The organism is Aeromicrobium stalagmiti, from assembly GCF_013283745.1.
GTDB lineage: Bacteria > Actinomycetota > Actinomycetes > Propionibacteriales > Nocardioidaceae > Aeromicrobium > Aeromicrobium stalagmiti.
Map to the genome: position 1 here is coordinate 547,362 of NZ_JABSTZ010000002.1, position 22,871 is coordinate 570,232.

Annotated in this window: 23 protein-coding genes; 6 read left to right on the forward strand and 17 right to left on the reverse strand. The window is 70.7% G+C overall.

What is annotated here, in order from left to right; genetic code table 11:
* Positions 1-224 precede the first annotated feature (224 nt).
* Together secD and HQK15_RS11620 are read right to left on the reverse strand one after the other, a co-directional pair.
* On the reverse strand, positions 225-2,522 hold the full coding sequence (secD, locus tag HQK15_RS11615) for a protein translocase subunit SecD (protein WP_173491615.1): 2,298 nt from the start codon (positions 2,520-2,522) through the stop codon (positions 225-227).
* Positions 2,523-2,578: 56 nt separating this feature from the next.
* Positions 2,579-2,920, reverse strand: coding sequence for a hypothetical protein (locus HQK15_RS11620; protein WP_173491616.1), 342 nt, complete (start codon positions 2,918-2,920; stop codon positions 2,579-2,581).
* A gap of 169 nt (positions 2,921-3,089) precedes the next feature.
* Between HQK15_RS11620 and HQK15_RS11625 the strand changes: the two genes are divergently transcribed.
* Positions 3,090-4,067 (forward strand): aldo/keto reductase, encoded by a 978-nt coding sequence (locus tag HQK15_RS11625; protein ID WP_173491617.1) that lies wholly within the window; start codon positions 3,090-3,092, stop codon positions 4,065-4,067.
* 325 nt (positions 4,068-4,392) lie between these two features.
* On the opposite strand, the gene HQK15_RS11630 is transcribed toward HQK15_RS11625, so the two are convergent.
* From HQK15_RS11630 to HQK15_RS11645, 4 genes are read right to left on the reverse strand one after another with little or no spacing between them, the layout of a single operon-like run.
* A complete protein-coding gene (locus tag HQK15_RS11630; protein WP_173491618.1) occupies positions 4,393-4,983 on the reverse strand; it encodes a hypothetical protein in 591 nt (196 codons plus the stop codon).
* A gap of 52 nt (positions 4,984-5,035) precedes the next feature.
* Entirely contained in the window at positions 5,036-5,908 is an 873-nt protein-coding gene (gene efeU / locus HQK15_RS11635; protein ID WP_173491619.1) for an iron uptake transporter permease EfeU, read from the reverse strand.
* A 54-nt stretch (positions 5,909-5,962) separates the two neighbouring features.
* Positions 5,963-7,222 (reverse strand): ribonuclease D, encoded by a 1,260-nt coding sequence (locus tag HQK15_RS11640; protein ID WP_217361600.1) that lies wholly within the window; start codon positions 7,220-7,222, stop codon positions 5,963-5,965.
* Complete coding sequence (locus tag HQK15_RS11645) at positions 7,219-7,812, reverse strand: DUF3000 domain-containing protein (protein ID WP_173491620.1); 594 nt, start codon at positions 7,810-7,812, stop codon at positions 7,219-7,221. The genes HQK15_RS11640 and HQK15_RS11645 overlap by 4 nt, the downstream gene beginning before the upstream one ends.
* A 70-nt stretch (positions 7,813-7,882) precedes the next feature.
* Here HQK15_RS11645 and hemE point away from each other — a divergent pair, with 70 nt between their 5' ends.
* From hemE to hemQ, 3 genes are read left to right on the forward strand one after another with little or no spacing between them, the layout of a single operon-like run.
* On the forward strand, positions 7,883-8,920 hold the full coding sequence (hemE, locus tag HQK15_RS11650; protein WP_173491621.1) for a uroporphyrinogen decarboxylase: 1,038 nt from the start codon (positions 7,883-7,885) through the stop codon (positions 8,918-8,920).
* A gap of 4 nt (positions 8,921-8,924) precedes the next feature.
* Positions 8,925-10,256 (forward strand): protoporphyrinogen oxidase, encoded by a 1,332-nt coding sequence (gene hemG / locus HQK15_RS11655; protein WP_173491622.1) that lies wholly within the window; start codon positions 8,925-8,927, stop codon positions 10,254-10,256.
* Positions 10,253-10,978: a hydrogen peroxide-dependent heme synthase gene (gene hemQ / locus HQK15_RS11660; RefSeq protein WP_173491623.1), complete on the forward strand. Its 726-nt coding sequence runs from the start codon at positions 10,253-10,255 to the stop codon at positions 10,976-10,978. Before hemG ends, hemQ begins: the two co-directional genes overlap by 4 nt.
* Before the next feature lie 34 nt (positions 10,979-11,012).
* On the opposite strand, the gene msrB is transcribed toward hemQ, so the two are convergent.
* Genes msrB through HQK15_RS11675 form a run of 3 tightly spaced genes read right to left on the reverse strand, consistent with a single transcriptional unit; the run spans position 11,013 to position 12,659 of the window.
* Positions 11,013-11,441 (reverse strand): peptide-methionine (R)-S-oxide reductase MsrB, encoded by a 429-nt coding sequence (gene msrB / locus HQK15_RS11665; RefSeq protein WP_173491624.1) that lies wholly within the window; start codon positions 11,439-11,441, stop codon positions 11,013-11,015.
* Positions 11,442-11,492: 51 nt separating this feature from the next.
* The gene (locus tag HQK15_RS11670) at positions 11,493-11,981 is read right to left on the reverse strand and encodes a hypothetical protein (protein WP_173491625.1); all 489 of its coding nucleotides are present in this window, start codon (positions 11,979-11,981) and stop codon (positions 11,493-11,495) included.
* Between the two features lie 27 nt (positions 11,982-12,008).
* Complete coding sequence (locus HQK15_RS11675; protein ID WP_173491626.1) at positions 12,009-12,659, reverse strand: pyrimidine reductase family protein; 651 nt, start codon at positions 12,657-12,659, stop codon at positions 12,009-12,011.
* A 54-nt stretch (positions 12,660-12,713) separates the two neighbouring features.
* Here HQK15_RS11675 and HQK15_RS11680 point away from each other — a divergent pair, with 54 nt between their 5' ends.
* Positions 12,714-13,553: a PPK2 family polyphosphate kinase gene (locus HQK15_RS11680; protein ID WP_173491627.1), complete on the forward strand. Its 840-nt coding sequence runs from the start codon at positions 12,714-12,716 to the stop codon at positions 13,551-13,553.
* Between the two features lies 1 nt (position 13,554).
* Here the strand turns inward: HQK15_RS11680 and HQK15_RS11685 are convergent, their stop codons facing one another.
* The 7 genes from HQK15_RS11685 to HQK15_RS11715 form a co-directional block, all read right to left on the reverse strand.
* Positions 13,555-14,613, reverse strand: coding sequence for an AbrB family transcriptional regulator (locus tag HQK15_RS11685; RefSeq protein WP_173491628.1), 1,059 nt, complete (start codon positions 14,611-14,613; stop codon positions 13,555-13,557).
* Between the two features lie 15 nt (positions 14,614-14,628).
* Complete coding sequence (locus HQK15_RS11690; RefSeq protein ID WP_173491629.1) at positions 14,629-16,104, reverse strand: metallophosphoesterase family protein; 1,476 nt, start codon at positions 16,102-16,104, stop codon at positions 14,629-14,631.
* A gap of 122 nt (positions 16,105-16,226) precedes the next feature.
* A complete protein-coding gene (locus HQK15_RS11695; RefSeq protein WP_173491630.1) occupies positions 16,227-16,985 on the reverse strand; it encodes a sirohydrochlorin chelatase in 759 nt (252 codons plus the stop codon).
* Between the two features lie 49 nt (positions 16,986-17,034).
* The gene (locus HQK15_RS11700; RefSeq protein WP_173491631.1) at positions 17,035-17,196 is read right to left on the reverse strand and encodes a hypothetical protein; all 162 of its coding nucleotides are present in this window, start codon (positions 17,194-17,196) and stop codon (positions 17,035-17,037) included.
* Between the two features lie 88 nt (positions 17,197-17,284).
* Positions 17,285-18,970, reverse strand: a complete 1,686-nt coding sequence (locus HQK15_RS11705; RefSeq protein ID WP_173491632.1) for a nitrite/sulfite reductase — start codon at positions 18,968-18,970, stop codon at positions 17,285-17,287.
* Positions 18,971-19,297: 327 nt separating this feature from the next.
* Complete coding sequence (locus HQK15_RS11710) at positions 19,298-19,924, reverse strand: hypothetical protein (RefSeq protein ID WP_173491633.1); 627 nt, start codon at positions 19,922-19,924, stop codon at positions 19,298-19,300.
* Positions 19,924-21,573 carry an acyl-CoA dehydrogenase family protein gene (locus HQK15_RS11715; protein WP_173491634.1) on the reverse strand — a complete coding sequence of 550 codons (1,650 nt, stop codon included), beginning with the start codon at positions 21,571-21,573 and terminating at the stop codon, positions 19,924-19,926. Before HQK15_RS11715 ends, HQK15_RS11710 begins: the two co-directional genes overlap by 1 nt.
* Positions 21,574-21,590: 17 nt before the next feature.
* On the opposite strand from HQK15_RS11715, the gene HQK15_RS11720 reads away from it, so the two are divergent.
* Positions 21,591-22,487, forward strand: coding sequence for a YihY/virulence factor BrkB family protein (locus tag HQK15_RS11720; protein ID WP_173491635.1), 897 nt, complete (start codon positions 21,591-21,593; stop codon positions 22,485-22,487).
* A 4-nt stretch (positions 22,488-22,491) separates the two neighbouring features.
* Here the strand turns inward: HQK15_RS11720 and HQK15_RS11725 are convergent, their stop codons facing one another.
* Positions 22,492-22,803 (reverse strand): hypothetical protein, encoded by a 312-nt coding sequence (locus tag HQK15_RS11725; protein WP_173491636.1) that lies wholly within the window; start codon positions 22,801-22,803, stop codon positions 22,492-22,494.
* Positions 22,804-22,871: the final 68 nt, after the last annotated feature.

Here is a 22,871-nt window from a genome sequence, read left to right on the forward strand (position 1 = left end):
ACTACGTCGATCGACTGATCTTGAGACATTGGGGTCGCCAGAAGGGCCGAATGTCTCAGGGTCGGTCGGGGGGTCACGGATCCTGAGACATCGGGGTCGCCAGGAGGGTCGAATGTCTCAAGATCAGTCGGGGCGTGGCGGACCCTGAGACATCGAGGTCGCCGGAAGGGCGCAATGTCTCAGGATCCGTCCGCCGGGCGGAGACCCGGGTGGGGCCGGTCAGGTCAGATGACGGCCCCGGTGGACTTGCCGTCGTCGACCGCCGCATACGGATCGATGACCTTCTTGGGCGCAGCCGTCGGGTCGTAGGGCCAGCGCTCCTCCAGGACGACCGCCAGCGCCGAGGCGGTGAAGATCGTCGAGAGGATGCCGACCGAGAGCCCGATGAGCAGCGCGATGGCGAAGTCCGTCAAGGAGTCCCCGCCCAGCACCGCGAGCGCGGCGAGGATGAACATCGCGCCGAGACCGGTGTTGATCGTGCGGGGGATGGTCTGCAGGATCGCCTCGTTGACGACCGCGCGGAGCGGTCGCTTGCGGTTGTCGCCGGTGTGCTCGCGGATGCGGTCGAACACCACGATCGTGTCGTTGACCGCCAGACCGATGATCGAGAGCACCGCGGCGAGGAACACGCCGTCGATCGGCTTGCCCCACCAGGCGAACACACCGACCACGGTCAGCACGACCGACGACATCGACAGGACGGCCGCGGCCGCGTACGTCCACCGGAACCGCCACGCGAGGTAGAGCATCTGCGCGGCGACCGCGATCGCGAAGGCGATGAGGGCCTTGTCGCGCAGCTCCTTGCCCAGGCTCGGGCCGATCAGCTCGTCGCGCTCCTTCTCGACGTTGCCGGCGACGGTGGCGAGTGCCTCCTCGACCTCGACGGCCTCGTCGTTGGTGATCTCGTCGAGCCGCACGCTGATGTTCTCGCGACCCTCCTCACCGGACGACGACTGCACGACGGCCTGGGTGAAGCCGGCGTCGCTGATGGCCACGCGGGCCTGCTCGGCGTCGACCTGCTGCGACGTGGAGTACTCGAGCAGGCGTCCGCCCGTGAACTCGACACCCAGGTTGAGCCCGCGCAGCGCGATGCCACCGATCGAGACCACCGCGACGACCAGCGTCACGACGATCCAGGTGCCGCTGCGCTTCATCAGGTCGGGGCCGCTCTCGGTGAGCCACTGGCGGATGCGGCCGGTGCCGGCGATGCCGCTGATCGCAGGACGACCGCGGACGTACGACCGCTTCATGGCCCACTCGCACAGCACGCGGGCGATCACGAGCGCCGACACCATCGAGGCGATGACGCCGATCGAGAGGGTGACGCCGAAGCCCTTGACCGGGCCGGACGCGAAGAAGAACAGCAGCGCCGCGGCGAGGATCGTCGTCACGTTGGAGTCGATGATCGCCGACCATGCCTTGTTGAAGCCGGTCGTCAGGGCCGGTGGCAGCCCGGCCGCCGTGCGTTCGGCGTACTCCTCCCTCGCTCGCTCGAAGACGAGCACGTTCGCGTCGATCGCCAGACCGATCGCGAGGACGAAGCCGGCGAGACCGGGCAGCGTCAGCGTGGCGCCGAGCCAGACCAGCAGGCCGTAGGAGATCAGGGCGTACGTGCCGAGCGCGATCGTGGCGAGGAAGCCGACGAGGCGGTAGACGAACATGATGAACAGGCCGGTGAGGATGATGCCGATGATGGCGGCCTCGATCGAGGCGTCGATGGCGACCTTGCCGAGCGTCGGGCCGACGGTCCTCTGCTCGATCGTCTCGACCTTGACCGGCAGGGCGCCGCCCTTGATCAGCGCGGCGAGGTCCTTGGACGACTCGCTGGTGAAGTCGCCCGTGATCTGCGTCGTGCTGCCGCCACCGGACGCGCACAGGTCGGGCTGCACCGCCGGCGACGAGATGGTCTCGTCGTCCAGCAGGATCGCGACGCGCTGACCGGCGGACGGGTTGGCGCAGGCGTCCGACACGAGCTGCTTCCAGCCGCCGCTGCCCTCGCCGTTGAAGTCGATGTTGACGAGCCACTGGCCCAGCGACTGCTCGCTCTGGCCGTTGCTGGCGTCCTTGACGCCATTGCCGTCGAGCAGCTGCTCGCCGATGAGGATCGGGTTGCCGTCCTCGTCGTCGACGATCTTCTCGCCGTCACCGGGCTTTGCGTCGGCCTCGGGGATGGAGAGCACCTCGTGGAACGAGAGCTGGGCGGTCTGGCCGATGACGGCCGCCGCCTCGCGCGGGTCCTGGATGCCCGGGAGCTCGATGATGATGCGCTTCTCGCCGGACCTGGCGAGGGTGGGCTCGGAGACGCCGAGGGCGTCGACGCGTCCACGCAGGACGTTGAGGGCGCGGTCGGTCGACTCGGCGTCGGCCTTGACGCGGCCGGTGTCCTGGGTCTCCAGGACGATCTGGGTGCCGCCCTTGAGGTCCAGGCCGAGCTTGGCGGGACTGGTCAGGGCGAGCAGGAGCGACACGGCAACGACGGCGAAGGCACCGACGGCGCGCCACAGGGGAGCACGGGATGTCATGGAAGGTCTTTTCAGGGTGGCGCCGAGGGGCGCGGGACGGACTGGTGGGCGCGGGCTCAGGGAGCCGGCGGCGCCCGTCCGGTCGGCGTCACGGGCGAGGCGTCGACGTACGGCGTCTGGCCGTCGGCGCTCGAGGTCCCGACGGTCACCAGGGGTGCTGCGTCAGGCGACGGCGGTGTCGAGGCAAGGTCCAGCAGGTGGGACGGCTGATCGTGCTGCACGGGCGCGGGGACGTCCACCTGACGCCCGGTCTGGGGCGCGGCGGCCGCCGCGCCGTTGCCGGCGCTGACCCGGTGCTGCGTGCCGCGAGCCGGTCCGCCCGTGGCGACGAGCAGCATCGCGACGAGGGCGATCATGAGCACGGCGGCGGTCCTGCGACCCGCTGACCTCATGAGCATTCGGCGAGTCTACGGGAGGTCGACCCGCCGGAGTGAAATCCCGCGTCGTCCCACCACCCCCCTGGAACCGGTGGTGGGACGACTGCAGGAGTGACGGTGCGACGTGCGTCACGTGACGCGGTCACGGATGTGAAGCAGGTCACACTCGGGCCGTGCCTAGGCTGGACGTATGAGCACCTCACCTCGCACCCTCGGATCCAGCGACATCGCCGTCTCGACCGTCGGCATCGGCTGCAACGCCTTCGGGTCGCGCATCGACCAGGCCCAGACGACGGCCGTCGTCGACGCGGCGTTCGAGCACGGCGTCACGTTCTTCGACACGGCCGACAGCTATGGCCACGGCCAGAGCGAGGAGCTGCTCGGCGCGGCGCTCGCCGGACGCCGCGACGAGGTCGTCATCGCCACGAAGTTCGGCATGGACATGGGCGGAGTCAATGGGGACGACGGTGGCCGTCGCGGCACTGCGTCGTACGTCCGCACGGCCGTCGAGGCGAGCCTGCGCCGCCTCGGCACCGATCACATCGACCTCTACCAGTTCCACACCCCCGACCCCACGACACCGCTGGAGGAGACGCTGGGCGCCATGGACGCGCTCGTCACCGAGGGCAAGGTGCGGGCGATCGGGTCCTCCAACCTCCAGGCCTGGCAGGTCGTCGACGCGGCGTGGATCGCGCGCACCCACGGCTTCGCGTCCTACGTGACGGCCCAGAACGAGTACTCCCTCTACAACCGCACGGCCGAGGTCGAGCTCACGCCGGCGTGCCTCGAGCTGGGCGTCGGGATCCTGCCCTACTTCCCGCTCGCGTACGGGTTGCTGACGGGCAAGTACCGCCGCGACCAGGCGCCGCCGGCCGGCTCGCGTCTCGACCTCGCCTCGCAGGCCGAACGGCTGAGGACCGCCGACTGGGACCGCATCGAGCAGCTCGAGACGTTTGCCGAGGCGCGGGGCATCAGCATCCTCGAGCTGGCGATCGGTGGCCTGGCCGCTCAACCGGCCGTGACGAGCGTGATCGCGGGAGCGACCCGTCCCGAGCAGGTGGCCGCCAACGCTGCCGCCGCCGACTGGATGCCGTCCGCCGCTGACATCGACGAGCTGGCGCAGATCGGCGCGCCGCAGCACTCGTACACGACCTTCGCGCCCAGATGACGTCGGCGGGACGAGGGGTCCAGGCCGACCGGTGGTCGCCCCCGGAACCGATCACCGGCCGGCGATCGTGGGCCCCTCGACCCCCGAACGTCCCACGCTAGGCGATGAGAGACAGGCCGTCCTCGAATTAGCGGAAGATGACCCGGATCTGGTCCTGGCGGGCCATCCGAGATGGCGAGGAGGAGGGGTCGCGCCGGGCTGGGAAGCGCCTCACGGCGCATGGCCGCTCGTAGCGGCTAATTGTGGGACCCGGGGCTACCGCAGCCCGACGCGTCGACAAGCCTAACCGCTGACGGGTGCCACACAAGCCCGTTGCGTGTGACCTTCAGTGGAGCTCGCCGGAACGCTCCAGCTCGGCGGCCCGACGCAGGTGCATCGCGGTGTCGACGAGCTTGGCACCGCTGTGCGGATCGCCGCTGTCGAGCTGGGCCCGACCGACGCCGACGATGTGCGCGAACGCGGCGGCGCGGTCGAGCGTGACGTCGAAGTCGCTGCCGACGATGCCGCGCACGACCGTGTCGACCAGGGCGATGACCTCGCCGGGCCCGGGCGGGTCGACCACGCCCGCCAGGACCTCGTTGACCGGTGCGTACGCCTTGCCGGCCGCGTACTCGCGGGCTGCCTGGTCGGGCTGGCGGTGCACCCACGTGCGGAGCAGGTAGAGCCGCCAGAGCGCTCCGGCGAGGCTGTCGGCCGCTGCGTGCGACCACAGCTCGGCGATCGCGCCCAGGCCCTCCTCGTCGGCGAGGTGGAGCACCCGATCGACCAGCCCCTGGTCGTCGTCGCTGCGCGGGCCCCGGACCAGCAGGTTCGCGATCCGGTGGCCGGCGGCCGTCGCCTCGGCCGGGTCGCGGCCGTCGGTCTGCGCCTCGAAGAGCGCAGGACCGGGCAGCGAAGGCTTCTTGAACTCGCTCATCGAGCTCCGTCGGGGGCCGAAGTCATGGGGACACGGTAGCCCCGACGATCAACTACTGGCGGGCGTCGACGGGGGTCTGGGGCGCAGGTGCAGGGGCCTTGGCCGCGGGCTTGCGGGAGTAGAGCCACAGCACCGGGACGAGGTAGAGCGCCCAGCCGATGACCTGGAGCCACGACGGGTTGGGCTGGAAGTTGACGGTGCCCTTGAGCAGCGTCCCGTACCAGCTGTCGGGCGGGATCGCCGACGAGATGTCGAAGATCGCGTTGCCGAGGTTGGAGATGCCACCGACCTCGAACGTCAGGCGGGGGAGGAAGCCGGCCTCCTGCAGGTCGTAGATGCCGTAGGCGAGGACGCCGGCGGCCACGACGATCAGGAGGTAGCCCGTCACGGTGAAGAACTTGCCCAGGTTGACCGAGATGGCTCCCCGATAGATGAGGTAGCCGAGCACGACGGCGACGAGCAGGCCACCGGCCGCACCGAGGAACGGCTGGGGCGTGTAGGCGTCGGCCACGGTGCCGTACATGATCGCGGCGGTCTCGAGACCCTCGCGACCGACGGTGAGGAAGGCGACGACGGCGACGGCGAGCGGGCCGAGGGCCACGGCGTCGGCCAGCTCGCTCTCGAGCTCCTTCTTGAGCCCGCGCGCCGTGCGACGCATCCAGAAGATCATCCAGGTCACCAGTCCGGCAGCGAGGATCGACAGCGTGCCACCGACGAGCTCCTGGGTCCGGAAGGGCAGCGACCCGATGGCGATGTTGACCACCGTGAACACGCCGACGACCAGCGCGACGGCGGTGCCGACGCCGTACCAGATGTAGCGGACGTCGTGGCGCCGGTTGGTCTTGACCAGGTAGGCGATGAGGATGCTCACGACGAGGCTTGCTTCGAGGCCTTCACGCAGACCGATCAGGAAGTTGGCTAGCACCCCTTGAGTGTAAGGCTAGGCAACACTCACTTGCAGGGCCAGTGGGGTGTGATCTCAGCCAGAAGCAGGTGAGAGGGCGTCGCTCAGGGCATCGGCCACGAGTCCGATCTGCCACTCCCGTGCGCCCTGGTCACGCAGGATCGCGCTCACCGACTCCAGCGTCACCTCGGCGGGCGGCTCCCACGCCAGGTTGCGCACGAGCTGGGGGGAGATGAGGTTCTCCGGCGGCAGGTCGTTGGCCTCGGCGATCGCCGTGACGGCCTCGCGACTGCGCCCCAGACGGTCGGCAGCCTCGGGGTTCTTGTCGGCCCACGCACGCGGCGGCGGGGGGCCGTCGGTGCGCTGGTTGGTGGTCGGCAGCTTGATCTCGTCGAGGGCGAGCCCGCGCTCGATCGCGTCGAACCACTCGCTGACGAAGCGGCGCGGCCCGCGGTTGCGCATGATGCGCATGCTCTTGAGGGCCGAGACGTCCTGCGGCGGCGACGTCGCCAGCTCGAGGATCGATGCGTCGGGCAGGACGCGACCCGGGGTCGTGTCGCGCGACTCGGCGATGCGGTCGCGCGTCTCCCAGATCTCGCGGACGATGCCGAGTGCTCGGCGCCCGCGGGCCTTGTGGATGCCCGACGTGCGACGCCACGGCTCCTTGCGCTCCGGCGGTCCCTGGAACAGCAGGAGGGACTCGAACTCCTCGGCGGCCCACTCGCGCTTGCCGGCCTTCTGCAGGTCGGCGTCGATGAGGTCGCGCAGCTCGACGAGCACCTCGACGTCGAGCGCGGCGTAGACCAGCCACGGCTCGGGCAGCGGACGCGTCGACCAGTCGGCGGCCGAGAACTCCTTGGCCAGGCTCAGGCCGAGGTAGTGCTCGACGAGGGCGGCGAGGCCGACTCGCGGGAGGTTGAGCAGGCGACCGGCGAGCTCGGTGTCGAACAGCTTCTCGGGGTAGAGACCGACCTCGGCCAGGCACATGAGGTCCTGCGTGGCGGCGTGCAGGATCCACTCGTTGCCGTCGAATGCCGTGTCGAGCGGCACGAGGCTGTCGAACGCGATCGGGTCGACGAGGTGCGTGCCCGATCCCTCCCGGCGGATCTGGATCAGGTAGGCGCGCTGGGAGTAGCGGTAGCCGGAGGCGCGCTCGGCGTCGAGCGCGATGGGCCCGGTGCCGGCCGCGATGCGCTCGCACGTGTCCTGCAGCTGCTCGGGGGTGTCGACCACCGGCGGCAACGGGTCGCGGAGCTCGAGGCGGGGTGCTTCGGGCTCGACCGGCTCAGGCGCCTCGTTAGTCGCCTCGATGTGGTCGTCGTGTGGTGCCGTCAACGGACACCACGCCTGCGCTGCAGGGGGATGACGCCGGGCGACAGCGGTGGCAGGCCGGCGATGGCGCACAGCAGGTTGGACCACGCCGCGGCGTGACCGCCCATGTCGGCGGTGGGGGAGTCGGTCTGGGGTGTCCACGAGGCACGGACCTCGATCTGCGCGTCGGCTCCCTCGGCCTCCATCCCGCCGAACGCCTCGGACCGGACGACGGTCACGCTGCCGCTGGCCGCGTCGTAGGCGCTGCCGTACGCGTCGAGCGCCTCGGTGAGCCAGCTCCAGCCGACGCTCGGCAGCACGGGGTCGGCGGCCATGTCGGCCTCGATGTCGGCGCGCGCGAACGTCACGCAGCGGAACGTGCCGCCCCAGGCGTCGTTGCCGGCCGGATCGTGCAGGAGGATGAACCGCCCGGTGGCCAGCTCGTCGTCGCCGACGAGGACGTCGCCGCTCGACGCGAAGGCGTAGGGGGCGATGCGTTGGGGCGCAGGCATCTCGTCCACCACGACCTCGGGTCGAAGGACGGCGTGCCGCACCTGCTCGACCGCGGCCGTGAACTGGGCGGGTGTGCGGTCGATCTCGCTTCTGACTGCCACCCTGCGATGGTAGGCGTGTCGGGGTCAGGCCTCGGCCACGACACTCCGCACGACCTGAGAGACTGAGGGCGTGACCTCCACCCTGACCGACAGCGCGTTCCTGCAGGCCTGCCGTGGCGAACGCCCGGCTCACACCCCGGTCTGGTTCATGCGCCAGGCCGGCCGCTCCCTTCCGGAGTACCTCGCGATCCGCGAGGGCACCGCGATGCTGGAGTCGTGCTTCCGCACCGACATGGTCGTCGAGATCACGATGCAGCCGGTGCGCCGCTACGGCGTAGACGCCGCGATCTTCTTCTCCGACATCGTCGTGCCGCTCAAGGCGATCGGCGTCGACCTCGACATCGTGCCCGGCACGGGCCCCGTCGTCGCCGAGCCGATCCGCTCGGCCGCGCAGCTCGAGCAGTTCCGCGACATCGAGCCCGACGACATCTCGTCGATCACCGACGCCGTCACGGCCCTGGTGGGCGAGCTGGGCTCGACGCCGCTGATCGGCTTCGCCGGCGCACCGTTCACCCTCGCGTCCTACCTCGTCGAGGGCGGCCCGTCCCGCGACCACCGCCTGACCAAGCAGCTGATGTACTCCGATCCCGAGCTCTGGCACGCGCTGCTGGGCCGCATGGCGGTCATCGCCGGGCAGTTCCTGCGGGCCCAGGTCGAGGCGGGGGCGTCCGCGATCCAGCTGTTCGACTCGTGGGCCGGGGCGTTGTCGCTCGCCGACTACGAGACGTACGTCAAGCCGCACTCGGCGGCCGTGCTCGCCTCGGTCGCCGACCTGGGCGTGCCCCGCATCCACTTCGGTGTCGGCACCGGTGAGCTGCTGCACTCGATGGGCGACGCGGGAGCCGACGTCGTCGGCGTCGACTGGCGGGTGCCGCTCGACGAGGCCGTGCGCCGCATCGGGCCGGGCAAGGCCGTGCAGGGCAACCTCGACCCGACCGTCGTGTTCGCGCCGACCGAGTTCATGCAGGCTCGCGCCGCCGAGGTGCTCGACGCCGGTCGTGCGGCCGAGGGCCACATCTTCAACCTGGGCCACGGCGTCCTGCCGGCGACCGACCCCGACGCGCTCGCGCGGTTGGTCGACTTCGTCCACGGCTACGAGTCCGCGTAGCGCCGTGAGGGTCGCTGTCGTCGGAGGGGGCATGGCCGGACTGGCCGCCGCGTACGAGCTGGCGACCTCGGGCGCCGAGGTCGTGGTGCTCGAAGGGTCGGACCGCATCGGCGGCAAGCTGCGACTCGGCGAGGTCGGCGGGCTGACGCTCGACCTCGGGGCCGAGTCGATCCTCGCGCGCCGGCCCGAGGGGCTCGACCTCGTGCACGGGGTCGGGCTCGACGACCGCGTCGTGCATCCCGAGACGATCACGGCGTCCATCTGGACGCACGGAACCCTGCGTGCCATGCCGCCGACGGTCATGGGCATCCCGGCCGACGCCGCTGCACTGGCCGCGTCGGGCATCGCAGAGATGCCGTCACCGCGCATCCTCCCGGTGCCCGACGAGGACGTCTCCGTCGCCGACTTCGTCACCGAGCGCCTCGGGCGCGACGTGCTCGACCGCCTCGTCGAGCCGCTGCTCGGCGGTGTCTACGCCGGGCACACCGACCAGCTGTCGCTGCGCGCCACGACGCCCCAGATCGCCGCGCTCGGCGAGGACCTCATCACCGCAGCCGCCGAGCACCGCGCCGCGGCGACCGCCACGGGGCCCGTCTTCGCCGGGCTCGTCGGGGGAGTGGCGCAGCTGCCCGCAGTCGTCGCCGCGACGCCGGGCATCGAGGCGCGGGTCGACGCGACCGTGCGTGCGGTGACCCGCACGGCAGACGGCTGGCGACTCTCCGTCGGCCCGACGACCGACGTCGAGCAGCTCGACGTCGACGCCGTCGTGGTGGCCGCCCCGGCCCCGGCTGCGGCGCGACTGCTCGCCCAGGAGGCACCCGAGGCGGCGTTTGCCCTCGCCGCGATCGACTACGCCAGCATGGCGATCATCACCTACGTCTTCGACGACGCCGAGGTGCCGGAGGGATCGGGCTTCCTGGTGCCACCCGTCGACGGCACGTTCATCAAGGCGGCGACCGTGTCCTCCAACAAGTGGGCGTGGGTCGCCGCGACGGGTCGCACGGTCATCCGCACGTCGGTGGGCCGGGCGGGGGAGACCACGCTGCTGCAGCACGACGACGGGCACCTCGCCACCCGCGCGCTCGCCGACCTGCGCGACGCGTTCGGCGGGCTGCCGGAGCCGACCGACTGGGTCGTGCAGCGCTGGGGCGGAGGCCTGCCGCAGTACGACGTCGGTCACCTCGACCGGGTCGAGACGGTCGAGCGCTCCGTCGCCGGGGTGCAGGGTCTCGAGGTGTGCGGAGCGGCCTATCGGGGCGTCGGCATCCCCGCCGTGATCGCGTCGGGTCGGGCGGCTGCGCGCCGGTTGCTCGACGCTGGGACACTGGACTCATGAGCGACCACATCCCCGCAGAGCGCATTCCTAACGTGGGCAAGCTGGCCAAGGAGATCAACGAGACCATCCGCTACACGATGTGGTCGGTCTTCCGCCTCGACCGGGTGCTCGGCGACGCCGACCGTCAGGCCGAGGCCGCCGAGGTCGAGGCGCTCTTCGCCAAGCTGGCGGCCGACGACGTCGTGGTCCGTGGCACCTACGACGTGAGCGGTCTGCGCGCCGACGCCGACCTCATGGTCTGGTGGCACGCGCCGACGAGCGACGCGCTGCAGGCCGCCTACAACGCGTTCCGCCGCACCGCGCTGGGCTCGCGCATGGCACCGGTCTGGTCGCAGATGGCCCTGCACCGTCCCGCGGAGTTCAACCGCTCGCACATCCCCGCCTTCATGGCCGACGAGGAGGTGCAGGCCTATGTCTGCGTCTACCCGTTCGTGCGCTCGTACGAGTGGTACCTCCTGCCGGAGGAGGAGCGTCGGGCGATGCTCAAGGAGCACGGCATGCAGGCGCGCCCCTACCCCGACGTGCGGGCCAACACCGTCGCGTCGTTCGCGCTGGGCGACTACGAGTGGATCCTGGCCTTCGAGGCCGCCGAGCTGCACCGCATCGTCGATCTCATGCGCGACCTGCGGGCCAGCCAGGCGCGCCGCCACGTGCGCGAAGAGGTGCCGTTCTACACCGGCAAGGTGCACACCGTCAGCGAGCTCACCAGCCTCTGGCCCTGAGGCTGAGCCGGCGAGGGTGCCGAGACTGTCAGGGCTACTTCGGGTCGGCCTGCAGCTTGAGGCTGACGCCGTTGATGCAGTAGCGCTGGTCGGTGGGGGTGCCGAAGCCCTCGCCCTCGAAGACGTGCCCGAGGTGCGAGCCGCAGGTGGCGCAGCGCACCTCGGTGCGGACGCCGCCGAACAGCGAGCGGTCCTCGATGTACTCGACCCGGTCCTCGGCCAACGGCTGGTAGAACGCCGGCCAGCCGCAGTGCGCGTCGAACTTGGTCTCGCTGCGGAACAGCTCGGCACCGCAGGCGCGGCACGCATAGACGCCGACGGTGGGGTCGGTCTCGTAGGACGAGCTGAACGGACGCTCGGTGCCGGCCTTGCGGAGCACCTGGTACTCGGCGGGGCTCAGCTCGGCCTTCCACTGCTCGTCGGTCTTGTCGACGGCGTACGTCTTGTCGCTCTGCTTGCTCATGCCTCAAGCCTACGTCGGCACACCAGCGCCGACCCGCTCAGCGACGACGACTCAGCGCTGGGCGTCGAACGGGACGTGCTCGAGCAGGTGGACGCTCGGGACGTCTAGCTTGCGCTGGGCGCGTGAGGTCCAGTCGATCTGGAGGAACTCCTTCACCAGGTGCGGCTCGGTGAGGATGATGACCTCGGACGAGGCAGTCTCCTTGACGAGAGCGAGGAGCGCGTCGATCGGGTCGTCCTCGGTGAGGGTCGCCGAGACCTGCTGGCCCCGGGCGGTCAGCAGCGCGGCGCTGGCCTCGAGCTCGGACTGTCCGGCGCGCACGACCTCGTCCTGCACCTCGTCGAGGAGGGCCGGCTCGGTCATCGGGACGACCTGACCACCCAGGGCGCCCATCGACGACGCGAGGACAGCCGAGTCGCTCTCGACCGGCAGTAGCAGGTGGTAGCGGACGGTGTCGTCGAGTCCCTCGTGAAGGGCGACGATCTGGTCGGCGTCGAGATCCTTGAGCTCGCGCTCGATGAGCAGTGCCACGTCAAACATGTGCGGTGTCCCTTCGTTGGTTCAAGCCTACGTGCGGTCGCGCACCCATCGGGTCAGCAGCACCCCGTCGACGTCGAGCGCGTGTCCGAGCGTCATGGGGCGGTCGACCGCGGTGGGGCTGTGGGCGATGCGGGGTGCCTCGCCGGCGGCGAGGACGGGGGCGACGGTCAGGCAGATCTCGTCGACGAGGTCGAGGGCGACCAGGTCGCCGTGCAGGGACGGACCGCCCTCGCAGAGCACTCGGGTCAGGCCGCGGGCGGCGAGCTGCTCGAGCACCTGCGTCCAGTCGATGGAGCCGGTGCCGGCCGCGATGACGTCGACGACGTCGCGCAGACGCGCGAGGGCTTCAGCAGGGGCGTCGGCCGTCGTGATGACGATCTGGCCCGGCACGAGCAGGGCGTCTGGAACGTCGAGCCTGCGGCTGACGATGGCGATCGGGACGCTCGACGGCCCGTAGCCCTCGTCGCGAGCGGTGCCCGCACCCACGACGACGACGTCGGCCAGCGAGCGCAGGATCGAGAAGACGTGTGTGTCGATGTCGCCGCCGAGCGATCCGGAGCGGCCGTCGGACGCGTGCGCCGCGCCGTCGAGCGTCGCGACGAAGTTGCTGCGCACCCACGGACGGTCCGAGGCCGGGTACGCGTAGAGGCGCTCGATCTCCGCGTCGTCGGGCTGCATGCCTGAACCCTACGGAACCACGAACCGCTTCGCGTGGTCGGGCATACTGCCGACATGGCTCAGGCACTTGGCTCCCAGCTGTCCGTCTCCGGCGCGATCGACCTGTCGTCGTTCGACTCCCGCGCCACCCCAGGCTTCGAGCGGACCAAGGAGGACGCGGCAGACGCACTCGTAAAGATCGGCGCCGAGATGAGCGACCTGCAGGAGCAGCTGTTCGCGGCGGGACGGTCGGAGTCGACCCGGGACCGGGTGCTCCTCGTGCTCCAGGGCATGGACACGTCGGGCAAGGGCGGCATCATCCGCCACGTCGCCGGCCTCGTCGACCCGCAGGGTCTGGCGGTCACCTCGTTCAAGAAGCCCACGGCCGAAGAGCTCGAGCACGACTTCCTGTGGCGGGTCGAGAAGGCCCTTCCCGACGTCGGCATGATCGGCGTCTTCGACCGCTCGCACTACGAGGACGTGCTCATCGGCCGGGTGCGGTCGCTCGCGACCCCCGACGAGATCGAGCGCCGCTACGACGCCATCAACGCCTTCGAGCAGTCGTTCGCCGACTCCGGAGGCGTCATCGTCAAGTGCTTCCTGCACATCACCAAGGAAGACCAGAGGGACCGGCTCGCCGCGCGACTGGACGATCCGACCAAGCGCTGGAAGTTCAACCCCGGCGACCTCGACGAGCGGGAGGTCTGGGACGACTACCAGGCCGCCTACGCGATCGCGATCGAACGGTGCTCCACCGACGCTGCGCCCTGGCACCTCGTGCCGAGCGGCCGCAAGTGGTATCGCAACTGGGCCGTCGCGACCCTGCTGCTCGAGCAGCTGCGCGAGCTCGACCTGGGCTGGCCGCCCGCTGACTTCGACGTCGAGGCCCAGAGGGCCCGGCTCGCGGCGATGTAGGTCAGCGTCCGCGGCTGGTGAGCCACCGCCCGAGCAGCGGCGCCGCGAGCAGCACCAGCAGGAGTCGGATGAGCTGGACGGCCGTCACGAACGTGACGTTGCCGCCGGTGTCGGCCGACGTCGCCAGGACGGCGTAGAGACCGCCGGGAGTCGTGGCGAGGTAGGCGTCGAGCTCGGAGACCCCGGTGAGCTCGGCCAGCAGCAGCCCGAAGGCGGCGCAGATGCCGATGATGAGCGCGATGACCAGCAGCGCCGTGGGCAGCATGCGGCCGATGGCCTTGAGGCTCTCGAGCGTGAAGCGGAGGCCCACCTGCAGGCCGATCAGCAGGAACCCGAGGCCCTGGATCCACACCGGGACCTTCACGTCGTCGAAGACGGGCAGCGTCGCGAGCGCCACGGAGGCCAGCAGCGCGCCGAGCACCGCGGGTGACGGCAGCCGGAGCAGCCGCCCGAGACCGATGCCGAGGCCGACGGCGAGCGCGGCGTACGCGACGCCGGTCCACGTCGTGACGGGGGCGGTGACACCGGCCGCGTCGCCGGTCTCGGCGTCGAAGATCCACGACACGGCCGCCGGCATCGCGAGCAGGATGACCAGCACCCGGAGGTACTGGATCACGGTCACGACACGGTCGTCGGCACCGAGGTCGTTGGCGACCGCGGCCATCCCGGAGGCGCCGCCGGCGACGGACGCGAACGAGGCCGTGACGGGCGTGACGCCGCGGTGCAGCCTGAGCAGCTGCCCGGCGACGACGCTGAGGACCAGCGTGACGACGGAGATGACGAGCACGGCGGGCCAGTCGCCACCGAGATCGGCGAGGGTGTCGAAGTCGACCGACGCGCCCACCGTGACGCCGATGATGCCCTGGCCGATCGTGAACGTCCACGACGGGACGCTCACGCTGCGGCTCGAGCCGAGCGCGAACGCGAGGCCGCCCAGCAGGCCGCCGAACAGCACCGGCGAGGGAAGGCCCAGCGCACCCAGGAGGGCCGAGACGCCGGCGACGAGGGCGCCGAGCAGCACCCACGAGACCGCGGACTCGCGGCTCGGTCGTGGACTCACCCGTCCAACGTATGACTACGGGACGAGCGAGCTCATCGCGAGGTCGAACGTCATGTCGGGCGAGGCCCGGTAGTTGCTGTGCACCTCGGCGGCGATCACGTTGGTGCCGTCGTGCAGCAGGCCGTCCGGGACGGTGAACGTGACAGGTCGCTCGACCGCGTCCTGGTGGCTCCTGGCCTTCGTGGCGTAGGTGCCGGCCGTGATCGTGCCGTCGGGCATGTTCGCCCGTCCCACCTCGGTGCCGTTGACGTAGACCACGACACCGTCATCAGCCTGGACCGTGAGACGTGGCCCGCGCAGCGCACTGGCGTCGTCGAGGTCGACGTAGCGACGCAGCTGGGCCGTCAGGGGGCGTTGCTCGTCGGTGACCTCGCCGGCGAGGTCGGTGGTCGGCCGGTAGCCGCCGAAGCCGAGCGAGGCCTGACCCTTCCGCCACGCTCCTGCGTCGAACCCGGGGGCCGTCCAGTCGTCCGGGGGCTCACCCTCGGCGAATCGGTAGCGCCACTGCGCGCCCGTCGGCACCACGACGTCGAGCAGGTCGTCGTCGGGCGAGCTCATGGCGTAGTCGAGCGTGAACGCGCTGTCGGCGTCGGTCTCGAAACGATCGAGGGTGGGGGAGTAGGTGCGCGCGACGATCGTGTCGGCCGCCGGGTCGAAGGTGTAGTAGCGCAGCCAGCCGTCGCCGCCGTGGGGTCGTCCCTGGTAGTTGCTGAGCACCTGGTGAACGGGCTGCCCGCAGGCGTTGGGGTCGGTGCGGCGTCCCTCGCCCTGCGTGGGGTCGGTGCGGCTGGTCCAGTGCCCGCTCACGACCATGAAGATGTTGCAGTTGCCGACCACGAGCTTGTCCCACACCTGTGGGGCGGTGTTGAGGTGCGGGTCGGACCGCGTCGTGAAGTCGGACCGGACGCTGTCGGTGTTGACGAACCCGTGGGTCGCCAGGATGACCCGGCGGTCGGGGTGCGCGTCGAGGACGCCCTGGGCCCACGCCAGCGTCGCGTCCGGCGACTCGTACTCGAGGTTGAGCATCATGAAGTCGAGCCCGCCGGCGCTGAAGAGGCTGTAGCTGTCCTGGTTGCCGCGGTCGGCGAAGTGCCCGCCGTACGTCGCGGAGCGCGGGGTCCAGCCGGCGTCCTCGTAGCGGCTCGGCGGGAAGTAGCGGTCGAACATCGCCGCCTCGCCGGTCGTGACGTCCATGTCGTGGTTGCCGGTCAGGACGCTGTTGGGCACACCGGCGTCGTCGAGCACCTTCATGGCGCCGCTCACGCGCTTCCACATGAGCTCGTTGGGGTGCGACTCGACGAGGTCGCCGACCTGCACGGCGAAGGCCGTGTCGAGGGTGCTGCGGGTGTCTCGGATCCACCGGGTCTGCCGCGACATCGTGGCGGCCAGCTCGTCGTCGACGGTGTAGCTCTGGGTGTCGGGGATGACGACGACCGTGAACGACTCGTCGGCAGGGGTCGCCTCGGTCCCGGCGGCGCACCCGGCCACCACGGCGGCCGCGGACAGGGCGAGGCCGAGGAGCGGGAGTCGCAGGTGGCGGGAGATGAGCAGATCCTACGGGCGAGTGTCCCGGGGTGGTCGAGTGATCACCCGACCACCCCGGGGCAGGTGGCTCAGGCGAACAGTGCCTCGAGCGGCACGAGGTCGACTGCGCCCACGGCGTAGCGGGCGAGGACGACCCGGGCAACCTCGACGTCGACGCCCAGTGGCTCGGCGACCGCGACGGCGCCGGCCTCGTAGGCCAGCTCGGCCACCCGGTCGGGCAGGACGCCCGGCGCGAGGAACAGCTGGCCCACCGCGATGTGACGGCGACCGTCGGCTCGGTGCTGACGGACGGCCTCGCCCGCGGCCGGCGGCACGCTCGAGGCGAACGCCGCGATCGTCGGGAGCTTGTGGTGGGCACCCCACGCGCGGGCCGCTCGCGAGATCGCTGCGTTGGCGAGCGGGTCGGACGATCCGGCTCCGGCCAGGACCAGTGCGTCGAGCTCACGCACGCGGTTCTTGGACAGTGCCTCGCGCAGTCGCTTGTCGAGCACGTGGAAGAAGGCCGACTCGATGCCGAGCACCTTGGTGGCGTGCACCTTGATGCCGACGTGCCGCTCGAGAGCGGCCGCGACGACGTTCGGCACGTCCACCGTGGCGTGGAACGCCTCGCTGAGCAGCAGCGGGACGACGACGATCTCCTGGTGACCTTCGGCGACGAGCTGGTCGACGGCCTCGTCGAACGACGGTCCGACGTGGTCGAGGAACGCGGCCTCCACCCGGAGGTCGGGGCGCATGCACGCGACCATCTCCGTGAGGGCTGTGATGGTCTGGGCAGAACGCGGATCGGTGCTGCCGTGCGCAAGAGCAATGAGTGCTGGTGCGGTCATGATGCTTGCCTCCTTCCTGGGGGTGGTGCGATGGGTCGTGCTGGGGTGGTCAGTGGGTGGTGAGGTCGCCGGGTGCGAGCTGGCCGACGAAGCCGAGCCGGAACGCCCTCAGGCAGGAGCGGCACTCCCACTCGCCGTGCTTCTCGCCGTGCGGACGCAGGTCCTCGTCGGCGCAGTAGGGGCAGTGGAACGGGACGGCGCGCCCCGTCATGACGTCACTCTCCCTCGTCGTGGCCGGGGCGAACCCGGCCGAGGGCCGTGCGCACCACGCAAGTCGGTCGTGGTCTGCGGCTCCTTCATCAGCGCAGCACCTCCTCGTCGGCACGGGCGACCCAGCGGGCGAACGACTCGTCGTCGTCACGCTGCTCGAGATAGGTCCGCGAGAGCTTCTCGACGTAGCCGGGCAGCTCGCCGGCGGCGACCTTGTGGGCGCGCAGCTTGCGTCCGAAGCCGGCCTCGAGGCCCAGGGCGCCACCGAGGTGGACCTGGAAGCCCTCGACGGTGTTGCCGTCGGCGTCGTTGACGAGCATGCCCTTGAGGCCGATGTCGGCGGTCTGGATGCGGGCGCACGAGTTGGGGCAGCCGTTGACGTTGACCGTGATCGGCGTGTCCAGCTCGGGGACGCGCTGCTCGAGCTCGTCGATGAGGGTGCGCGCGGTGTCCTTGGTGTTGACGATCGCGAGCTTGCAGTACTCGATGCCGGTGCACGCCATGGTGTTGCGACGCCACTGCGACGGGCGGGCGTACAGGCCGAGCTCGGCGAGGGCCTCGACGAGCGACTCGACCCGGTCCTCCTCGATGTCGAGGACGACGAGCTTCTGCATCGGCGTCAGGCGGATGCGCGTGCCGCCGTGCGCCTCGACGACGTCGGCCAGGTTGTTGAGCAGCGTGCCGGAGATGCGGCCGACGGTGGCGGCGGCGCCGACGTAGAAACGTCCGTCGGTCTGCGGGTGGATGCCGACGTGGTCGAGCGGCGTCTCGGGCATCTCGGGAGCCTCGAGGTCGGGCAGGGTGCGCTCGAGGTACTCGTTCTCCAGGACCTCGCGGAACTTCTCGATGCCCCAGTCGTCGACGAGGAACTTCAGGCGTGCCCGGGTGCGCAGGCGGCGGTAGCCGTAGTCGCGGAAGACGCTGACGACGCCCTCCCACACCGCGGGCACGTCGTCGAGGCCGACCCACACGCCGACGCGCTGCGCGAGCCTGGGGTTGGTCGACAGGCCGCCGCCGACCCACAGGTCGAAGCCGGGGCCGTGCTCGGGGTGCCCCGCACCGATGAACGCGATGTCGTTGATCTGCGGCACGACGTCGTGGCCGGGGTGGCCGCTGATGGCGGACTTGAACTTGCGAGGCAGGTTCGAGAAGTTGCGGTCGCCGATGTAGCGGCTCTCGATCGCGTCGATCGCGGACGTGCCGTCGATGATCTCGTCGGCGGAGATGCCGGCGACGGGGGAGCCCAGGATGACGCGGGGGCAGTCGCCGCAGGCCTCCTGGGTCGAGAGGCCGACGCTCTCGAGGCGCTCCCAGATCGTCGGGACGTCGCGGACGTCGATCCAGTGGTACTGGATGTTCTCGCGGTCGGTGATGTCGGCGGAGTCGCGGGCGAAGTCGACCGAGATGCCGGCGACGGTGCGCAGCTGCTCGAGGTTGAGCTGCCCGCCGTCGACGCGCACGCGCATCATGAAGTGCTCGGCGTCGAGCTCCTCGGGCTCGAGCGTCGCGGTCTTGCCGCCGTCGATGCCCTCCTTGCGCTGGGTGTAGAGGCCCCACCAGCGGAAGCGGCCGCGCAGGTCGCCGCCGTCGATCGAGGCGAAGCCGCGGTGCGCATAGATGTTCTCGATGCGGGCGCGGACGTTGAGCGGGTTGTCGTCCTTCTTGGACTGCTCGTTGGCGTTCAGCGGCTCGCGGTAGCCCAACGCCCACTGGCCCTCGCCGCGCTTGGGGCGCGGACGACGGGCGGGTGTGTCGGTACCGGGTGCTGATGCCATGAACGTCCCTTGGAGACAGGGCGCACGGCGATCAGGACAGGTTCGTCACGGGAAGGTCGCCGCGCGCCTGGATTGATTCGACGGTGTGGTGCTTCGAGATCAGTGCAGAGGTCGCGCGTTGATCAGCGACACATCATGTTGCGGGCACGACCGAGGTCAACGTGGAGACGTCCCACGAGCCAGAGTGTCTGTGCCGAAAGCATGTGATCAGTCTGGACGCGGGTCGCGCTCAGGACAAGCAATCGTCCCGCTATCTGGGACGTCTGTCCGCATCGTGGACACGCTCTGCGGGATGCCGCAGAAAACCCGTGCTGCTTGTGGTCCGGGTCACTCGCCCGGGACGAGGACCGACACGGCATAGGCGCCCACCACGGCAGCCAGCAGGGTCGCTCCGGCGGCCACGAGAGCGGCGTCCCACGGCATGAGGCCGGCCGTCGCGAGGCCGATGACGGCCGCGGGGTGGAAGACCGTCAGGAGGCCGAGTGGCAGGACGGCGCCGCCCACCACGGCGGGCACACCCGCCAGCGCCTCCGGGCCGCCGCCGTCGACGCTGAGCGTGGCCCAGGCCCCGATCAGTCCCACCAGTGCCGCACCGACACCGGCAACGACGAGGCCCGGGTCGGCGTAGACGAGCGTGTCGCCGAGCCGGTCGTCGAGCGTCAGGGCGAGGAGGCCGCCGATCACGCCACCGACGGCGTGAGCCGCCACCGTGGGCAGGAGCGTCGACCAGGGGCCACGGCCGACGACGGCGAGCGCGACGGCGGAGGCGGGGTTGACCATGCCGGCACCGGAGCGCTCGTCGGTCGTGTGCAGCTGCGCGTACCAGGTGAACAGGACCGCGACGGCGGCTATCGCGACGACGGCGAGCGTCGCATCGGCTGCCCGGAGGGCGAATGCGGCGACGAGCGTGGTGATCGCCGACGTGAGGACGGCGATCGGGACGGTGCGGCCCATCAGGACTCCAGGTGAGGCGTGGTGCGGGCGACGATGCCGGCGAGGTCGAGTCCTCGGGGCAGGGTGCCGAACGTACCGCCCCAGTCGCCGCCGAGGCGGGAGGCGCAGAACGCGTCGGCCACGGCCGGGTCACCGTGCTGGAGCAGGACGGTGCCCTGCAGGACGGCGGCCATCTGCCCGGCGATGCGGCGGGCACGGGTCTCGATGTCGGACAGGTCGGCGAGCTCGGTGAGCACGGTCTCGGCCATCGCGTCGAGGTGGCGGTTCTCGCCGCGCACGGTGCCGACCTCGGTGATCCACGCGTCGAGGCTCTCGGGCTCGCGCCCCAGCGCCCGCAGGACGTCCAGGGCGTTGACGTTGCCGCTGCCCTCCCAGATGGAGTTGAGGGGCGACTCGCGGAACAGCAGCGGCATGCCCGACTCCTCGACGTACCCGTTGCCACCGAGGCACTCCAGCGCCTCGGCCACCATGAAGGGGGTGCGCTTGCAGACCCAGAACTTCTCGAGGGCCAGGCCGATGCGGCGCAGCGCCTGCTCGTGGGCGTCGTGGGGCTTGTCGACCGCCGAGGCCAGGCGCAGCGACACCATCGTGGCGGCCTCGCTCTCGACCGCGAGGTCGGCGAGCACGTTGATCATCGCGGGCTGGTCGGCGAGCGTCGCGCCGAAGGCCTCGCGTCGCGAGGTGTGCCACGCGGCCTCGGCAACGGCCTTGCGCATGATGCCGGCCGATCCGAGGATGCAGTCCTGACGCGTGGCCGAGACCATCTCGATGATCGTGCGGATGCCGCGGCCCTCGTCGCCCAGGCGCATGGCCCAGGCGTCGGTGAACTCCAGCTCGCTCGACGCGTTGGAGCGGTTGCCGAGCTTGTCCTTGAGCCGGACGATCGTGAGCCCGTTGCGGGTGCCGTCGGGGCGGATGCGCGGCACGACGAAGCACGTGACGCCCTCGGGCGCCTGGGCGAGCACCAGGAAGATGTCGTTCATGGGTGCCGACGTGAACCACTTGTGACCGGTGAGGAGGTACTCGCCGTGCGTCTCGGTCGGACGCGCCTGCGTCGTGTTGGTGCGCAGGTCGGAGCCGCCCTGCTTCTCCGTCATGCCCATGCCGGCGAGCAGGCCGGCCTTCTGGTCGGGGGCCCGCAGGCCGAAGTCGTACGTGCGCGAGGCGAGGCCTGTGGTCCACTGCTTCGCCACGGCGTCGTCGACCCGCAGCGCGGGGATCACGGCGTACGTCATGGTGATCGGGCACATGTGGCCCTGCTCGGTCTGCCCCCACGTGAAGAAGCCGGCCGCACGCTGCAGGTGGGCCACGGGGCTCTGCGACGTCCAGGGCTCCGCGGTGAGGCCGAACCCGACACCCTGCGTCATGAGCCAGTGCCACGACGGGTGGAACTCCACCTCGTCGATGCGGTTGCCGAAGCGGTCGTTGGTGCGCAGGACCGGCTCGTTCTCGTTGGCCAGGTGCCAGTGCTCGCGGGCCTCGGCCGACCCGGCGAGGGACCCCATCGGGGTGAGCTCCTCGATGATCCGGGGGGCGTGGTCGCCGCCGAAGGCAGTCACGGCGTCGAGGAGGGCTCGGTCGGCCGTCGCGACGTTGTGCCCGACAAGTGGCGACGCCTGGTTCGCAGGTGCGCGCTGGAGGGGATCCATGTCGCTACGGTAGAGCCATGGCGGTGGAACCGGTAGACCGACCGGGCATCCCCGAAGCGGTCAGCAGGCTCGTCGCGCGGACCGTGAGCAGCTGCTTCCGCTATCGCGTCACGGGCCTCGCGGCAGAGGCGGCGTTCTTCGCCATCCTGTCCCTCCCGCCGCTCGTCTTCGGCCTCGCGGGCACGATCGGGTTCATCGCCGAGCGCTATGACGTGGCTCAGGTCGACGTGCTCAAGGACCGCATCATCGAGCTGGCCTCCAAGGCGCTGACCGACAGCACCGTCGACAAGGTCATCGCGCCCACGCTCGACGAGGTGCTGGGCGGCGGCCGCATCGACGTCATCTCGATCGGCTTCGTCCTCGCCCTGTGGTCGGGATCGCGGGCACTCAACGTCTTCCTCGACACGATCTCGATCATCTACGGGCTCGGCGGCCACCGGGGCATCGTCAAGACGCGCGCGCTGTCGTTCTCGCTCTACGTCGTGGCACTGATGATCGGCATCATCCTGGTGCCACTGGTGCTGACCGGGCCCGAGCTGGCGGCCGACATCCTGTCGGACCGCTGGTCGTTCCTGCGGATGTTCTACTGGCCGGCGGTCCTGGTGCTGTCGATCGGGTTCCTCACGACGCTCTACCACCTGGCCGTGCCGGTCAGGAAGAAGTGGCGGGTGGGACTGCCGGGGGCGGTGTTCACCCTGACGATGTGGATCCTGGGCAGCTACTTCGTCCGCTGGGCTCTCGGCTTCTCGACCGGCGGCATGTCGATCTACGGGCCGCTCGCTGCGCCCATCGCCGTCCTGCTGTGGCTCTACGTCTTGTCGATCTCGGTGCTGATCGGCGCGGCCCTCAACGCCGCGGTGGAGCAGGCGATCGACGACTCGCGGTGGGGCCACCGCCTTCCGGTCGACGACTGAGAGGTCAGGCGTCCTCGGGGTCGGTCGCCGGCGTCGTCGGCGGACGTCCGTGCAGTCCCGTGGCGGTCCAGCCGTCCGCGGGGGAGTAGCGCTCGAGGGCCCATCCGTGGAGACAGAGCCTGGTCACCTCGCGTGCCGCGGCCCGCGCAGCATCCTCGCCGCGGACGTGGAGCGCCAGCAGGTCGCCGTTCTCAAAGCTGATCCGGAACATCCCGTCGTAGGGCTTGTCGAGACCCAGCGTGAAGAGGGGGTTGCTGCGGCCGCGCTCGAGGTCTTCCTCGGTGTGGAAGCGCGAGGGAGGTTCGGGACCGGTCACGGGGACATTCTCCGTGGTGGGAGGGCGAACGTGTGGCGGACATGACGAAGCCCCTCGGCCGGGTGGTG

What these genes read in the sequence shown, in the direction of transcription:
- HQK15_RS11695 (WP_173491630.1), bottom strand. Translation starts at nt 16,985, where the DNA reads ATGACCGCACCAGCACTCATTGCTCTTGCGCACGGCAGCACCGATCCG.
- HQK15_RS11630 (WP_173491618.1), bottom strand. Translation starts at nt 4,983, where the DNA reads ATGAGCGAGTTCAAGAAGCCTTCGCTGCCCGGTCCTGCGCTCTTCGAG.
- secD (WP_173491615.1), bottom strand. Translation starts at nt 2,522, where the DNA reads ATGACATCCCGTGCTCCCCTGTGGCGCGCCGTCGGTGCCTTCGCCGTC.
- HQK15_RS11620 (WP_173491616.1), bottom strand. Translation starts at nt 2,920, where the DNA reads ATGCTCATGAGGTCAGCGGGTCGCAGGACCGCCGCCGTGCTCATGATC.
- HQK15_RS11680 (WP_173491627.1), top strand. Translation starts at nt 12,714, where the DNA reads ATGGCTCAGGCACTTGGCTCCCAGCTGTCCGTCTCCGGCGCGATCGAC.
- hemQ (WP_173491623.1), top strand. Translation starts at nt 10,253, where the DNA reads ATGAGCGACCACATCCCCGCAGAGCGCATTCCTAACGTGGGCAAGCTG.
- HQK15_RS11625 (WP_173491617.1), top strand. Translation starts at nt 3,090, where the DNA reads ATGAGCACCTCACCTCGCACCCTCGGATCCAGCGACATCGCCGTCTCG.
- HQK15_RS11675 (WP_173491626.1), bottom strand. Translation starts at nt 12,659, where the DNA reads ATGCAGCCCGACGACGCGGAGATCGAGCGCCTCTACGCGTACCCGGCC.
- msrB (WP_173491624.1), bottom strand. Translation starts at nt 11,441, where the DNA reads ATGAGCAAGCAGAGCGACAAGACGTACGCCGTCGACAAGACCGACGAG.
- HQK15_RS11720 (WP_173491635.1), top strand. Translation starts at nt 21,591, where the DNA reads ATGGCGGTGGAACCGGTAGACCGACCGGGCATCCCCGAAGCGGTCAGC.
- HQK15_RS11700 (WP_173491631.1), bottom strand. Translation starts at nt 17,196, where the DNA reads ATGACGGGGCGCGCCGTCCCGTTCCACTGCCCCTACTGCGCCGACGAG.
- HQK15_RS11715 (WP_173491634.1), bottom strand. Translation starts at nt 21,573, where the DNA reads ATGGATCCCCTCCAGCGCGCACCTGCGAACCAGGCGTCGCCACTTGTC.
- HQK15_RS11710 (WP_173491633.1), bottom strand. Translation starts at nt 19,924, where the DNA reads ATGGGCCGCACCGTCCCGATCGCCGTCCTCACGTCGGCGATCACCACG.
- HQK15_RS11705 (WP_173491632.1), bottom strand. Translation starts at nt 18,970, where the DNA reads ATGGCATCAGCACCCGGTACCGACACACCCGCCCGTCGTCCGCGCCCC.
- HQK15_RS11670 (WP_173491625.1), bottom strand. Translation starts at nt 11,981, where the DNA reads ATGTTTGACGTGGCACTGCTCATCGAGCGCGAGCTCAAGGATCTCGAC.